Origin of the sequence: Streptomyces sp. WMMC1477, from assembly GCF_027460245.1 — a bacterium.
Lineage (GTDB): Bacteria > Actinomycetota > Actinomycetes > Streptomycetales > Streptomycetaceae > Streptomyces.
This window is the reverse complement of sequence record NZ_JAPZBD010000003.1, coordinates 3469586-3484375: the sequence shown is the minus strand read 5'-3', so window position 1 is coordinate 3484375 and position 14790 is coordinate 3469586. Positions and strand designations below refer to the sequence as shown.

The following is a 14790-nucleotide window of genomic DNA, read 5'->3' as shown; positions in this document are numbered from 1 at the left end:
CACCGCACCTCACCGCAGGGCGAGTTCGGCCCACACTGTCTTGCCCACCGTGCGCGGGGCAACGCCCCAGCGTGTGGCCAGGTGGGCCACGATCAGCAGGCCGCGGCCGAACATCTCGTCATCGGCCGCGGCCCGCCGCGTCGGCCGACGCTCCCCGCGCGGATCGCTCACCTCGACGCGTAGCACCGCCGACGTCAGCACCAGCCGGACCCGGAAGTACCGCCCGGGCACGCAGCCGTGCAGCAGGGCGTTGCCCGCCAGTTCGCTGACGACGACCGCCGCGTCCCCCGCGACGGCGGGGTACCCCCACTCCTCCGCCAGCCGCGCGGCACGCCGCCGCGCGAGCCGCACGCTCCCCGCGCACGGCGTGTAGTCCAGCCGGTCTTCCTGAAGGACTTCAACGGGCACGACGCCTGGCTCTCGCATGCGCAATCCACCTCCGGGATTCAGGCAGAGACCGCCGCCCGCCCTGACGCCGCGACGTGTCCGACTGCGCACCCAAAGTAGCCACACGGGGACATTCGCAGCAACATCTTCACGCAGAAATATTTCCTGAACTGGTGTTCCAGAAAGTCTGGTTGGCTTGTGCGCAGCTGGAAAGCCCAGGTAGGAAGAGACTCATGCCTGGCAGGAGAGAGAATCGCGGTGCCACCGTCTCAACCGTGCTCGGGCGCAGACTCGGCGGCGAACTCCTGCGCATGCGTGAAGCATGCGGCCTACGCCAGCCGCAGGCCGCTGAAGCCCTGACCAGCTCGATCGCCAAAGTGGCCAAGCTGGAGCGCGGGTTGGTCCCGGTGCGCGACCCTGACGTGAGGGCGCTGTGCCACCTCTACGACGTGCAGGACGAAGCGGTCGTAGAGCGGCTGCTGCGCCTGGCCAAAGCAGACCGGGACCGCCGCAAGGCCAAGGGATGGTGGGATCAGTACCCGCAGCTCGCCGCCATGGCCGAGTACTTCGCCCTTGAGGAGATGGCGACGCAGGTCCGGAGCTGGGAGCTGGCCTTCGTGCCCGGCCTCCTCCAGACCCCCGACTACGCCAGGGCACTGGCCGTCGGCAACCACGACTGGGAGGACATCGAGGAAGTCGAGCCTTTCGTGGAGGCCCGGATGACACGACAGGCACGCCTTCGTGGCGATCAGCCCCTCCAGCTTTGGGCCATCGTGCACGAGGCCGTCCTGCGTCAGCGCGTCGGCGGCACGGGGGTCATGCGCTCACAGCTGGCTCACCTCCTCGAGACCGCCGAACTCCCCCACATCCGCCTTCAGGTGCTGCCCTACCAGGCAGGCGCACATCCCGGCATGACCAGCGCCTTCACCCTGCTCTCCTTCGCGGAACCGGCAGCGCTGGACGTCGTACGCACGGATACACTCGCAGTGAAGCTCTGGCTGGAGAGCGAGGCTGACGCCGAGCACCACAGTGCGGTCTTCGATCGCATCGCCCGGCTCGGCCTGGCACAGCGCGACTCCATCCGGCTGATCGACAGCATCCGTAAGGAGATGTAGCCGTGGCCCAGTTCGAGTTCCGCAAGTCCAGCTACAGCGGCGGGCAGCCGGACTCGCAGTGTGTCGAAGTGGCCGTCAACGTACCGGCGGTCGTGGCCGTCCGCGACTCCAAGGCGGTCGACGGGCCCGCCCTCCACCTCTCACCCGAAGCCTGGGCGGCTTTCGTCGCCCTGACGCGGCACCCGGGCGCGGCCTGAGGGGCGGGCAAGGGCTCACCCGCCCTCTCCGAGCCCGAAGTGACTGCTGTGTGAGGCGACAACTCGAGGCACCGTGGATGGTGCTCATCGGTCCGGCCGGCACCGGGAAGACCACCATCGGCCGGGAAGTCGCGGCGAAGACGCACCGGCCGTTCGTCGACCCGGACGCCGGGCAGATCGCAACACGGACGCTCTACACCCTGGACGAGTCACCCTCCCGGACCACGGCCCGACTGCTGCGCATGAACTGCCCGAAGGACCACGGCCTACCGGCTGACGCGGATGATGCGTCCGAGTCCGCGTAGCGACCCGCCCGGACGGTGGGGCACGTCGTGCGCTCACAGCGTCCAGCCGGCTTGCCCGCTCGGTCGGCCTTCAGGCGCGCGGCTCGTTCCCCTGCCACCGCCGGGCTCTGCGTTCACCGCTGCGGGGGCGCCAGAGCCGGGCGGCGGGGCACTGCGGGGGTGTCAGATGCCGAGGCGGACGCAGAGGCCGTTGCTCGTCTTCCACTTCATGGCCTTGCGGGTCAGCGGGCCGTAGACGCCGTCGGCGGGCAGGCCTTCGTAGTTCTGGACGTACCGCACGGCGTCGCGGGTGTTCTGGCCGTACTGGCTGTCGGCCGTGATGTTGCGGCCGTAGCACTCCCTCAGGACGATCTGGAGGCGCGTGACGGCGATGGAGTCGTCCCCGAGGCTCAGGACGCAGTTCCGGGAGCCGTTGCCGGTGTAGTACGGCTGGCGGACGTTTCCGTAGCTCGTGTCGAGGTTCTTGGTGCTGTTGCACGTCGGGTAGGCGGCGTGCGCGGTGCCGGCGGGCACGACGACGAGGGAGGCGGTGGCGACCGCCGCCGCCCCGAGGACGGACGCGGTCTTGGCGCGGAGCTTCATGGTTCTCCTGGTCGGTCGGGGAGCAGCCGTGCCGAGGGGCTCCGGCTGCTCGGACAGGTCCGGAACCAGGCTGCGGGCCCGGGGCCGACGGCCGCAACGATCACCGGAGAAGTGACGCACGCGTGGGACGTCCCGTGCGCTGAGCTGCGAGGACGCCGCGCCTCGGGACGGCCTGGCGGGACGTCCCGGCAGCGGCCGGACCGTCAGGCCTCTCCCGTCGGGCGGTGGGTGCGCCAGTCGGTGACGATCTGTTCGAGCTTGGGCATCACGAACAGGCCGAACTCCCGCATGTCGGTGAGGCGTTGCTTCGCTCCGGAGTTGGACTCCTCCAGCATCTCGATGTCCTCCATCGAGCCCTTGGCGAACTCCCCCAGCCAGCGGCTGCGGATGGCGAAGACGTCGGGCCACGGGTCCTCCCGCACCCGGTAGAGGTCGCGCCGGGAGCCGGGGACGTTCTCGCGGGTGATCAGCCCGATGCGCACGAGGCTCTGGACCGCCGTGGAGACGGTGCCCGAGCTGATGGAGAGGAACTGGCCGATGTCGGCCGCGGTGAGCGCGCCGTTCGGGGAGACGATGAGTGCGGCGAACACGCGCGCCGTCATCCTGGGCAGACCCGTTTCGGTGAACCTGCCGGCCAGCCGCTCGACGACCCTGGCCTCCCCCGAGGCCGCCTGCTCCGCGGCGGAAGCGGACGTTTCCCGCACTGATTCTGTTCTGCCTGTTGACACGGACACACCTCCTGATAGCCCACATTAACCGGCCACTCAGCACTCTTCCAGTTCTCGCAAATTTCAAAATATTCGCTTAATCTCAAAGCATGACGACGCCAATCTCCATCTCCTCACTGGTCAAGACATTCGGGCCCACCCGAGCACTCGACGGGTTGGACCTCACGGTCGAGGCCGGCGAGGTGCACGGGTTCCTCGGCCCCAACGGTGCGGGCAAGACGACGGCGATCCGCGTCCTGCTCGGGCTGCTGCGACCCGACGGCGGCAGGGCGTCGCTGCTGGGCGGCGACCCCTGGCGGGACGCGGTCGAGCTGCACCGCCGACTCGCCTACGTGCCCGGTGACGTGACGCTGTGGCCCACCCTCTCCGGCGGCGAGGTCATCGACCTGCTCGGGCGGTTGCGCGGCGGTGCGGCCAAACAGCGCCGGGACCAGCTGATCGAACGCTTCGGGCTCGACCCGCGGAAGAAGGGCCGCGCCTACTCCAAGGGCAACCGGCAGAAGGTCGCCCTGGTGGCGGCCCTCGCCTCCGACGTGGAGCTGCTCATCCTCGACGAACCCACCTCGGGCCTGGACCCGTTGATGGAGTCCGTGTTCCAGGACTGCGTGGAGGAGGAGCGCCGACGAGGCCGCACCGTCCTGCTCTCCAGCCACATCCTGTCCGAGGTCGAGCGGCTGTGCGACCGGGTCAGCATCATCCGCGGCGGGCGGACGGTCGAGTCGGGCACGCTGGCGGACCTGCGGCATCTGACCCGCACATCCGTCCACGCCGAACTCGCCGAGCCCGTGGGCGACCTGTCCAGGCTGCCGGGCGTCCACGAGGTGCGCGTCGAGGGCGAGGACGGCCGCAAGGTCACCTTCGACGTCGACTCCGACGACCTCAACACGGCTGTCCAGCACCTGACGACGCTGGGCCTGCGCAGCCTCGTCAGCAACCCGCCCACGCTCGAGGACCTGTTCATGCGGCACTACACCACCGCCGGGGACGACGAGGGCCCGGCCGCCGAGGGCGCGGACGCGGAGGCGCTGCGGTGAAGGACTACACCGGCACCGGCACGCTGCTGCGCCTCGCCCTCCGACTCGACCGCGTCCGGGCCACCGCCTGGGTCGCGGGCATCGTCCTGTTCACCACCGCCTCCGCGAACAGCAACAACGAGCTGTACGCGACCGCCGAGGACCGGGCCCGGCTGGCCGAGACGGTGGCGACCAACCCGGCGATGCTGGCCCTGGGCGGCCGGGCCTTCGACCTGAATACGGCGGGCGGCATCAACGCCTACCAGCTCGTCGCCTTCATGGCCACGCTCATCGGCCTCATGAGCATCCTGCTCGTCGTGCGCCACACCCGCGCGGAGGAGGAGAGCGGCCGCGCGGAGCTGGCCGGTTCGGCGGTCCTCGGCCGCAAGGCCTGGCTCGCCAGCGCGCTGCTGCTCGTCACCGGGGTGAACCTCGTCGTCGCCGTCCTCACGGCCCTCGGGCTCCAGAGCACCGGGCTGCCCGCCGAGGGCTCCTGGGCCTACGCCATCGGCTGCGCCGGCGTCGGCATCTTCTTCGGCGCCGTCGCGGGCATCACCGCCCAGCTCACCGACCACACCCGGGCGGCGACCGGACTGGCCTCCGCCGTGCTCGGGCTGGCCTACCTCCTACGGGCCACCGGTGACGCGGCCAGCGGTTCCGACGGCGGCCTGGAGTGGCTGACCTGGCTCTCCCCCATCGGCTGGGCCGAGCTGATGCGCCCCTACGCCGACGAGAGCTGGTCCGTCGGGCTGCTGTTCGTCGTCTCCGTCGCGGGGCTGGTGGCGGCCGTCGGCGTCCTCGTCGACCGCCGTGACATCGGCGGCGGCGTCCTGCCCCCCAAGCTCGGCCCCGCCGAGGCGGCCCCCGCCCTGCGCGGCCCCTTCGCCCTCGCCTGGCGGCTGCAGAAGGGCTCCCTGCTCGGCTGGGCCCTCGGCTTCGCCGTCGTCGGCGCCGCGTTCGGCGGCGTGGCCGACGGTATGGTCGACGTCGCCGCGGACAACCCGGACATCGACGAACTGCTGCGCGACCTCGGGGGCGGCGGCGACATCGTCGACGTCTTCCTCGCGACGATCACCTCGCTCATCGGCGTCGTCGTCGGCGCCTACGCGGTGCAGTCCTCCCTCCGGCTCTCCGGCGAGGAGTCGACGCACCGCGCGGACCCCATCCTCACCACCGCCGTCGACCGCGTCCGCTGGGCGGCCAGCCACCTGACCGTCGCGGCGCTCGGCTCCGTCGTCATGCTGACGTCCGCGGGCCTCGCCGCCGGGCTGGCCCACGGCCTCAACAGCGGCGACCTCGGCGGCGAGCTGCCCCGCGTCCTCGGCGCCGCGCTCGCCCAGGTGCCGGCCGTGTGGACGCTCGTCGGCCTGTGCGCCCTGCTGTTCGGGCTGGCCCCCCGCTGGGCCGCGCTGAGCTGGGCCGTCCTCGCCGTCGCCCTGGTGATCGGCCAGTTCGGGGAGTTGCTCCAGCTCGACCAGAGCGTCCTGAACCTCTCACCCTTCACCCACGTCCCCGGCCTCCCCTCGGCGGACCTCCAGGCCGCGCCCCTGCTCCTGCTGACCCTCCTCGCCTCGGCCCTCGTCGCCGCGGGGCTCGGCGGATTCCGGCGCCGCGACATCGCGTAGGGCACCGGGGCCGGCCGTCACCGCGGAGGGGCGGCGGAGGGGAGGAGGGAGGTTCGGCGGGGCGGTCAGCAGCGCGCTCTGCGGTGTGGGCCCCGTACCGGGTGCGGGCCGGGCGGCGGGAGGGTTGGGCCACCGCGGCATCGCGCCCGGCGGGCCGACCGCCTCCCCACGTGTCGACCGAGGCGTCCACCAGCCCCAGGAAGCCGTCCCCGGCGCGTCACCGGGCTGCCGCGCCGGACCTCGTGGCAGGGGTACGGCGCCCCGCGCGGAGGCCGGCGGCACGCGCGGCCCGTGCCCACGGCGCGCTCAGTGCCTCGGGTCGCCCCCGGACCTGGCGAACTCGCGGATCTGGGCGGCGATGTGCCGGGCCAGGCGCCGGTCGTGCTCGGTCTCCGGGGGCAGCGAGGTGAACAGGGTCTTGGCCCGGGTGGCCAGCGGCTCGGCCATGCTGCGGTCGGTGATGACGTGCAGCCGTCCCGCCCTGACGCCGTCCACGAGCATCTGCCCGACCGCGTCCGGGGAGAGCCCCAGGTACTTCAGGTACGCCTCCTGTTCGGCCAGCAGCCCGTCCCGGACCTCTTCCTGCTCGGGGGTGAGCCGGACCTCGCCGGTCAGCCGCTCCCGGGCCGCGCGCCCCGTCGCGACCATGTCGGAGGCGACCGGCCCCGGGCACAGCACCGTCACCCCGATCGGGTGGCCCTCGTGCCCGAGCTGCTTCGACAGCGCCTCCGACAGCCCGATCACGCCCGCCTTCGTCCCCTCGTACATGTAGCCCGCCTGCCCGCCCGTGGGCGCCAGACCGGCGGCCGACGCGGTGTTCACCACGGACGCGGGCTCGCCTCGGGCGATCATCCGGGGCAGGAACGTCTGCACGCCGTTGACGACACCGCCGAGGTTGGTGCCGACGTACAGGTCCCACAGCTCGTAGGTCATCGCCTCGACGGGGTAACTGCCGCCGACCCCGGCGTTGTTGCACAGGACCGATACCGGACCGAGCCTCTCCTCCGCCTCGTCGGCCACCCTGGCGTAGGCGGCCCGGTCGGTGACGTCCAGACGGAACGTCTCCACCCGGGTGAGCGAGGCGAGCTCCGCGCCCGCGGCGCTCAGCGCCCCCTCGTCGAGGTCGGCGAGGGCGAGCCGGGCGCCCTCCTTGGCGAAGGCCCTGGCGATGCCCAGTCCGATGCCCTGGGCGCCACCGGTGATGAAGGCGGTGCGCCCCTCGAGTTCGAACACCGTCGCTCCTCGTGTGTGTCGTCGGTCGTGGTGTGGTGGTTGCGCTCGTGGTCGTGGCATGTGGTCATGGTGGTGGAGGTGGCCGCGGTCGTGGTGGCCGGCGCGGCGGGCGGACGCCGCCCGCCGCGCCGGGGCTCAGCAGAACTGCCTGCGCAGCCACCCGTCCACGGCCTGCGCGGTGCCGGCCGCGTGCCCGGCCTCCATCAGCGTGAAGTGGTCGCCGGGTACGTCGACGGCGGTGTGGGGGAACGGCCAGTGAGCGCGGCGCTCGCCACCCTCGCCGTCCCGGGTCAGCGGGTCCGAGGCCCGGACGAGCAGGGTCGGCGCCGCCACCGGCTCCTGCGCGAAGTCCATGGCCAGATAGCGGGCCCGCGCCGTCACCCAGGCGTCACCCCAGCTCTCGCCGTCGTGCTCGTCCTCGCCGATGCGCTCCAGCAACCCGGCGAGGACGGTGGCGGCCCAGTCGTCCAGGCCGAAGCCCCCGGACGAGTCCCACCAATGGGTGTCGATCATGACGAGCCCGGCCGCGCCCCTTCCCGTCAGCTCCAGGTGGCGCGCCACGGCCGCGGCGATCAGCCCGCCGCTGGAGTAGCCGACGAGCACGACCGGCTCGTCGGCCGCCACGTTCCGCCGCAGCGCCTCGGCCTGCACCCGCACCAGCGCGTCCAGGTCGGCCGGCAACGCCTCGCCCGTCATGAAGCCCGGCAGCGAGGCCGCGGACACCGTTCGGGACTCGGCGAGCGCCGACGCGAACGGCAGGTACTGGTAGACGCTCGGCTTCCAGGCGAACGTCGGGTAACAGACCAGTTGGGGCAACCGTGAACCGCGGGCCAGCCGGGCGAATCGCGGCAGAGCGCCCGGCTCGGACGGTCCGGAGAACGACGGACGGAACTCCGCCGCGGTCCGCAGCACCGGCCCGATCTCCGGGAAGCGGCCCTCCCGGCACGCCTGCACGAACAGCCCGCTCAGCGACTCCGGTTCGGTGCGCTGCGCCGGGCGGCCGGAACGGTGTTGCGGCTGCCCCTCCCCGGCTTCCTGCCCGGGTGCCTGCGGGGCTGCCTCCGGCGACACCTCGACGCCGGACGTCGTACCGGAGCCGGGCTTCATGCCGGGGCCGGACGTCATGCCGGGGCCGGGCTTCGGGCCGCCGACGTCGGCCAGGCGGCGGGCCAGGTGCTCGGCCAGTGCGGAGGGCGTCGGGTGGTCGAAGATGAGCGTGGCGGGCAGGTCGAGCCCGGTGGCGGCGTTCAGCCGGTTGCGCAGCTCCACGGCCGTCAGGGAGTCGAAGCCGAGCGAGACGAACTCCTTCCCCGGGTCGAGCGACGTCGGCTCCGCGTGACCGAGTACCGCGGCGACGTGGTCCCGCACGAGGTCCCGCAGAACCTCGGCCCGCCCGGCCTCGTCGAGCCCGGTGAGCCGTCCCGCCAGCCCGGTCGGCGACTCCGCCACGCCCCCGGTGGCCGCGACGCCGCGACGCCGCCGGGGCGCCGCCGCCAGCTCGCTCAGGAACGGCGGCACCTGGTGCCCGCCGCGCCCGCGCAGTCCGCCCAGGTCCAGGGCGGCGCCGACGGCCGTGGCCGCCGCCGAGCCCACCGCCGCGTCGAACACGGCGAGCCCGCGCGGCGTGGAGAGCGGCAGCAGCCCGCCCTGCGCCATGCGGCTCTGTTCCTGCTGTCCCAGGTTTCCCGTCATGGCGCTGGCCTGCTCCCAGTAGCCCCAGGCCACGGACGTCGCCGCCAGGCCCTGCGCCCGGCGGTGGTGGGCCAGGGCGTCCAGGAACACGTTCGCCGCGGCGTAGTTGGCCTGCCCGGGACCACCGAACACCCCGGAGGCGGAGGAGTAGAGGGCGAAGAGGGCCAGGTCGGCGTCGCGGGTGAGCTCGTGCAGGTTGACCGCCGCGTCCACCTTCGGCCGCCACACCCGCGCCACCTGCTCGGAGGTCAGTGACGTGACGACACCGTCGGACAGCACGCCGGCCGCGTGGACCACACCGGTCAACGGACGCTCGGCCGGAACAGCCTCCAGCACACCCGCCAACGCCTCCCGGTCCGCCACGTCACACGCCACCACCTCGACAGCGGCCCCCAACCCGGACAACTCCGCCACCAACTCGCCAGCCCACGGAGCCTGATCACCACTGCGACTCGTCAGCACCAGATGCCGCACCCCGTGCCCGACCACCAGATGCCGCGCCAACAACGACCCCAACGTGCCCGTCCCACCGGTGACCAACACCGTCCCGTCCGGGTCGAGCGAACCGGGAACGGTCAACACCACCTTGCCCACATGCCTGGCCTGGCTCACGTACCGGAACGCCTCCGGCGCACGCCGCACATCCCACGACCGCACCGGCAAAGGCTCCACCACCCCCTCCCCGAACAGGGAGAGCACCGTACGCAGCGTCTCCTGTATCCGGTCCGCGCCCGCCTCGCTCAGTTCGAAAGCGGTGTAGGCGACGCCCGGACGCTCTTCGGCCGTCTGCTCGGCGTCTCGGATGTCGGTCTTCCCCATTTCGATGAACCGGCCGCCGCGCGGGAGGAGTTCGAGGGAGGCATCCACGTACTCACCGGCCAGGGAGTTCAGGACCACGTCCACTCCGGCCCCGTCCGTCACCGCGAGGAACTTCTCCCGGAAGTCCAGATCACGCGAGGACGCGATCTCGTCCTCGCAGAGCCCCAGCTCACGCAGCGCACCCCACTTCCCCGGACTCGCCGTCGCCAACACCCGCGCCCCGAAATGCCGGGCCAACTGCACGGCCGCCATACCGACACCGCCCGCCCCCGCATGCACGAGCACCGTCTCCCCCGCCCGCAGACCGGCCAGATCCTTCAGCCCGTAGTAGGCGGTCAGGAAAGCGACGGGAACCGACGCCGCCCGCTCGAACGACCACCCCTCCGGCATCCGGGCCAGGGTGCGGGCATCGGTGACGACGAGCGGACCGAAGCCTTCCGTCATCAGCCCCATGACCCGGTCGCCGGGCTGGACCCCGGTGACGCCGTCACCCACCTCGACCACGACGCCCGCGCCCTCGCTGCCCAGTACGGGCTTCCCGGGGTACATGCCGAGGCTCAGCAGCACGTCCCGGAAGTTGACGCCCGCCGCCCGGACGGCGACGCGCACCTCCCCCGGCGCGAGCGGAGCCGTCGCCCCCGGCGCCGCGACCAGGCCCAGGCCGTCGAGCGTGCCGGAACCGGCAGCGTCCAGCCGCCAGGCCGGCTCACCGGCCGGCGGAACGAGGGCGCCCTCGGTGCCAGCCCGCACGAGCCGAGGCACCAGCACCTCCCCGCCCCGTACCGCGACCTGGCCCTCGCCGCTGTCCAGCGCCAGGGTGACGGCGGCGGGCAGCAGGTCGACGTCCACGCCGCCCGGTGCCTCCGCCGGATCGAGGTCCACCAGCACGAAGCGGCCCGGGTTCTCCGACTGGGCGGAGCGCAGCAAGCCCCACACCGGCGCCGCCGCGAGATCCGTGACCTCCGCGTCACCCCCGACGGCCACCGCGCCCCGGGTGACCACGACCAACCGGGACTCGGCCAGCCCCTCGTCGGCCAGCCACTCCCGCACGACGCCGAGCAGCGCGCTCGTCGTCTCCTCCGCGCGCCGGGCCACCCGCGACGCGTCGGCGGCCACCTCACCGGGCACGGCGACCAGGGCAACCCGCGGCGCGGGCACACCCCACTCCAGCACCGTACGGATGCCGGCGACGTCCGGGTAGGCGTCCGCCGCCAGCCCCGCGCCCTGCACGGCCGCACCCAGCCCGAACGGGTCGTCCCCGACCACGGCCCAGGTGGCGTGCCGTACCGCGTCAACGTCGCAGGGCGCCCCCGTCCAACGGACCCCGTAGACGTCCTGCGCCTGCGGCGCCCGCGCGGCGGCAAGCTGCGCCGACGTCACCGGACGTACGCGCAGCGACTCGACCACGGCGACCGGGGCACCCTCGCTGTCCGCCAACTCCAGGGACACCGCGTCGGGCGCCGTCGACCGCAGCCGCACCCGCAGCCGGTCCGCACCGCTCGCCAGGAGCGTGACCCCGGTCCAGGCGAACGGCAGCCGCAACGTACCGCTGTCCCGGGCCTCGCCGTCCTCCACCGGCGCGAAGCCGTGAGCGTGCAGCGCGGCGTCCAGCAGGGCCGGATGCAGGCCGAACCCGGCCGCTTCACGCCGCTGCCCCTCGGGCAGCGCGACCTCGGCGAAGACCTCGCCGTCGCCCTCGCCCCGCCACACCGCCGCAAGCCCCTGGAAGGCGGGCCCGTAGCCATACCCCGCTTCGGCGGCGGCCGCGTAGAAGGCCGAGACGTCCACCGCCTCAGCGCCCGGCGGCGGCCACGCCTCGCTGGGCCCGGCGCTCGCCGCTCCGGGGAGGGAAGCGGTCGCGGGGGGTGGCGGCTCAGGGCTCAGCGTCCCCTCCGCGTGGCACGTCCAGGGCGACTCGCCTCCGGACACGCCCACCTCGCCCGACTCCGCCCGCTCCGCCTCCGGACGGGAGTGCACGGACACAGCACACCGGCCCGCCTCGTCCGGCGGTTCCACGAACACCTGTACCTGCACGGCACCCTGCTCGGGCAGGACCAGCGGCGCCTGGAGCATCAGCTCGCGGAGGTGCCCGTACCCGATCTCGTCCCCGGCCCGGACGGCCAACTCCACGAACCCGGTGCCGGGGAAGAGCACGGTTCCGCCGACCCTGTGATCCGCGAGCCACGCATGCGTCCGCAACGACAGCCGCCCGGTGAGCATGACGCCCCCGTCGACCGCCAGGCTCACCGCCGCACCGAGCAGCGGATGCTGCGCCGCGCCAAGGCCGGCCCCGCTCACGTCCGCCGCGGAGGCGCCGCCGTCAAGCCAGTAGCGGCTGCGTTGGAAGGGGTAGGTGGGCAGATCGACCCGTTGGGTGGACCGCCCCGCGTAGACGGCGGTCCAGTCGATGTCCACGCCCCGGACCCACAACTCCGCCGCCGACGCGATGAACCGGGCTGACTCGTCCTCATCCCGACGCAACGTCCCCACGACGGTCGCCTCGACCTCGGCCGCCTCCGCGATCGCCTGCACGCCCATCGTCAACACCGGATGGGCACTGACCTCGACGAAGGTGCGGTGGCCGGACGCCAGAGCCTGCGAGACCGCGTCGGTGAACCGCACCGGCTCCCGCAGATTCGCGTACCAATACGCCGCATCCATCGTGGAGGTGTCCAACACCCCACCCGTCACCGTGGAAATCACCGGTACCCGGGACTCGTGCGGCTCCACGTCGGCCAGAGCCTCCAACAGCCGCGTGCGAATGTCCTCCACGTGGACCGAGTGCGAGGCGTAGTCCACCGGAACCCGACGAGCCCGCACCCCGGCCGCCTCCGCCATCGCCGCGATCTCCTCCAACGCCCCCGGCTCCCCCGCAACCACCGTCGCCGACGGACCATTCAGCACCGCAACCGAGACCCGGCCCCCGAACGGCTCCACCCACGCCGCCGCCTGCTCCACACCCGTCGCCAACGACACCATGCCCCCACGACCCGCCAACTCCTCCCGGATCGCAGCCGACCGCAACGCCACCACCCGCGCCCCATCCCCCACACTCAACACACCCGCCACCACCGCAGCCGCAATCTCACCCTGCGAATGACCCACCACCCCAGCAGGCTCAACACCCAAGGACTCCCACACCGCCGCCAACGACACCATCACCGCCCACAACACCGGCTGCACCACATCCACCCGATCCAGCCAACCCTCATCCCCGCCCGTCAGCACCTCACGCAACGACCACTCAACGTGCGGAGCAAGGGCCGTCTCACACTCCGCCAGACGATCCGCGAACACCGGCGACGACGCCAACAGCCCCCGGCCCATCCCCAACCACTGCGAACCCTGACCCGGAAACACCAACACCACACCACCCGAACCGGAGACCGCCGATCCGGACGCCAGGTTCGCCGTCGCCCCGCCACAAGCGAGGGCTTCGAGGCCGGTGACCAGTTCACCCGCCTTCGTCCCCCACACCACCGCACGGTGCTCCAACACCGAACGCGACGACAGCAGACTCCAGCCAACGTCGACCGGATCCACATCCGAGTCCGTCTCGGCCAGACGTGCGGCCTGCACCGCCAACGCCTCGCCCGTACGCGCGGACAGCACCCACGGCACGACCGCCGAGCCCGTGAGTCCCCCCGTGTCGCCCGGAACCGTGTGGGGGCCGGACGTCTCCTCGGGCGGGGCCTCCTCCAGGATCACGTGCGCGTTCGTGCCGGAGATGCCGAAGGACGAGATGCCTGCCCTGCGGAGCCGCTCGCCGGTATCCCAGCCCTGCTGTTCCGTGAGCAGTTCGACCGCGCCTGTCGTCCAGTCGACGTGGGGGGTGGGCTCGTCCACGTGCAGGGTCCGGGGAAGCTCCCCCGCCCGCATCGCCATCACCATCTTGATCACACCCGCGACACCCGCCGCGGCCTGCGTGTGCCCGATGTTCGACTTCACCGACCCCAGCCACAACGGACGCTCCGCCTCCCGACCCTGCCCATACGTGGCCAGCAGCGCCTGCGCCTCGATCGGGTCACCCAACGTCGTCCCCGTACCGTGCGCCTCCACCAGGTCCACATCACCCGGGGCAAGCCCGGCGTTGGCCAGAGCCTGACGGATCACCCGCTGCTGCGAGGGCCCGTTCGGCGCCGTCAGACCGTTCGACGCACCGTCCTGGTTCACCGCCGAACCCCGCACCACCGCCAGCACCCGATGCCCCTGACGACGAGCGTCCGACAACCGCTCCACCACCAGCACACCCACACCCTCCGCCGGACCGAAACCATCGGCCGCACCCGCGAACGCCTTGCACCGACCGTCCTCCGCAAGACCACGCTGACGTCCGAACTCGATGAACGTCGCGGGAGTCGGCATGACGGTCACGCCGCCCGCCAGGGCGAGGGTGCACTCGCCCTGGCGCAGTGCCTGAATCGCCAGGTGCAGGGCCACCAGGGACGACGAACACGCCGTGTCGACCGACACCGCAGGCCCCTCCAGGCCGAGGGTGTAGGCGACGCGGCCCGAGGCCACGCTCACCGCGTTGCCGGTGCTGATGTAGCCCTCCAGCCCGTCCGGCACGCTGTTCAGACGGGAGACGTACTCGGAGGAAGGCGCTCCGGTGAACACCCCCGTCGCGCTCCCCCGCAGCGAGTCGGGCGCGATGCCGGCACGCTCCACCGCCTCCCAGGACGCCTCCAGCAGCAGCCGCTGCTGCGGGTCCATGGCCAACGCCTCGCGCGGGGATATCCCGAACAACGCGGCGTCGAAGTCACCGACGCCGTCGAGGAAGCCGCCGCCCTTGACGTACGTGCGGCCCTCGGCATCCGGGTCGGGGTCATAGAGGCTCTCCACGTCCCAGTCGCGGTCCTCGGGGAAGGGGCCGATGGTGTCGACTCCGTCGGCCACCACGCGCCAGAGCTCCTCCGGCGAGGAGACCCCGCCCGGGTAACGGCAGGCCATGCCGACGATCGCGACCGGGGGCTGCTCCTCAAGCTGCTTCACCCGACGCCGAGCCTGCCGGAGGTCGGCGGTCGCCCGCTTCAGGTACTCACGAAGCTTCTGCTCGTTGTTCATCGCGCGTCATCCATCCAGGCTGGCGGTCGG

9 protein-coding genes and 1 pseudogene are annotated in these 14790 nt (G+C 72.6%); 5 read left to right on the top strand and 5 right to left on the bottom strand.

Features of this window, described 5'->3' with window-relative positions:
• Positions 1-9: 9 nt before the first annotated feature.
• Positions 10-426, bottom strand: a complete 417-nt coding sequence (locus O7609_RS15660; RefSeq protein WP_269736356.1) for an ATP-binding protein — start codon at positions 424-426, stop codon at positions 10-12.
• A 194-nt stretch (positions 427-620) separates the two neighbouring features.
• Between O7609_RS15660 and O7609_RS15655 the strand changes: the two genes are divergently transcribed.
• The 3 genes from O7609_RS15655 to O7609_RS15645 are packed head-to-tail and all read left to right on the top strand — an operon-like array spanning position 621 to position 2004.
• Entirely contained in the window at positions 621-1502 is an 882-nt protein-coding gene (locus tag O7609_RS15655) for a helix-turn-helix domain-containing protein (protein WP_269736357.1), read from the top strand.
• Positions 1503-1504: 2 nt separating this feature from the next.
• On the top strand, positions 1505-1699 hold the full coding sequence (locus tag O7609_RS15650; protein WP_269736358.1) for a DUF397 domain-containing protein: 195 nt from the start codon (positions 1505-1507) through the stop codon (positions 1697-1699).
• Positions 1700-1749: 50 nt separating this feature from the next.
• Entirely contained in the window at positions 1750-2004 is a 255-nt protein-coding gene (locus tag O7609_RS15645; protein ID WP_269736359.1) for an AAA family ATPase, read from the top strand.
• A gap of 162 nt (positions 2005-2166) precedes the next feature.
• Here the strand turns inward: O7609_RS15645 and O7609_RS15640 are convergent, their stop codons facing one another.
• Positions 2167-2586, bottom strand: coding sequence for a peptidoglycan-binding domain-containing protein (locus tag O7609_RS15640; protein WP_269736360.1), 420 nt, complete (start codon positions 2584-2586; stop codon positions 2167-2169).
• Positions 2587-2789: 203 nt separating this feature from the next.
• Entirely contained in the window at positions 2790-3290 is a 501-nt protein-coding gene (locus O7609_RS15635) for a GbsR/MarR family transcriptional regulator (protein ID WP_269736361.1), read from the bottom strand.
• A gap of 113 nt (positions 3291-3403) precedes the next feature.
• Between O7609_RS15635 and O7609_RS15630 the strand changes: the two genes are divergently transcribed.
• Together O7609_RS15630 and O7609_RS15625 are read left to right on the top strand one after the other, a co-directional pair.
• Positions 3404-4348, top strand: coding sequence for an ABC transporter ATP-binding protein (locus O7609_RS15630; RefSeq protein ID WP_269743735.1), 945 nt, complete (start codon positions 3404-3406; stop codon positions 4346-4348).
• On the top strand, positions 4345-5952 hold the full coding sequence (locus O7609_RS15625) for an ABC transporter permease (protein ID WP_269736363.1): 1608 nt from the start codon (positions 4345-4347) through the stop codon (positions 5950-5952). The genes O7609_RS15630 and O7609_RS15625 overlap by 4 nt, the downstream gene beginning before the upstream one ends.
• A 306-nt stretch (positions 5953-6258) precedes the next feature.
• On the opposite strand, the gene O7609_RS15620 is transcribed toward O7609_RS15625, so the two are convergent.
• Complete coding sequence (locus O7609_RS15620; protein ID WP_269736364.1) at positions 6259-7185, bottom strand: SDR family NAD(P)-dependent oxidoreductase; 927 nt, start codon at positions 7183-7185, stop codon at positions 6259-6261.
• 183 nt (positions 7186-7368) lie between these two features.
• Positions 7369-14760 (bottom strand): annotated as a pseudogene (locus O7609_RS15615) (SDR family NAD(P)-dependent oxidoreductase); the annotation flags it as partial.
• Between the last annotated feature and the right edge of the window lie 30 nt (positions 14761-14790).

What these genes read in the sequence shown, in the direction of transcription:
- O7609_RS15660 (WP_269736356.1), bottom strand. Translation starts at nt 426, where the DNA reads ATGCGAGAGCCAGGCGTCGTGCCCGTTGAAGTCCTTCAGGAAGACCGG.
- O7609_RS15655 (WP_269736357.1), top strand. Translation starts at nt 621, where the DNA reads ATGCCTGGCAGGAGAGAGAATCGCGGTGCCACCGTCTCAACCGTGCTC.
- O7609_RS15640 (WP_269736360.1), bottom strand. Translation starts at nt 2,586, where the DNA reads ATGAAGCTCCGCGCCAAGACCGCGTCCGTCCTCGGGGCGGCGGCGGTC.
- O7609_RS15630 (WP_269743735.1), top strand. Translation starts at nt 3,404, where the DNA reads ATGACGACGCCAATCTCCATCTCCTCACTGGTCAAGACATTCGGGCCC.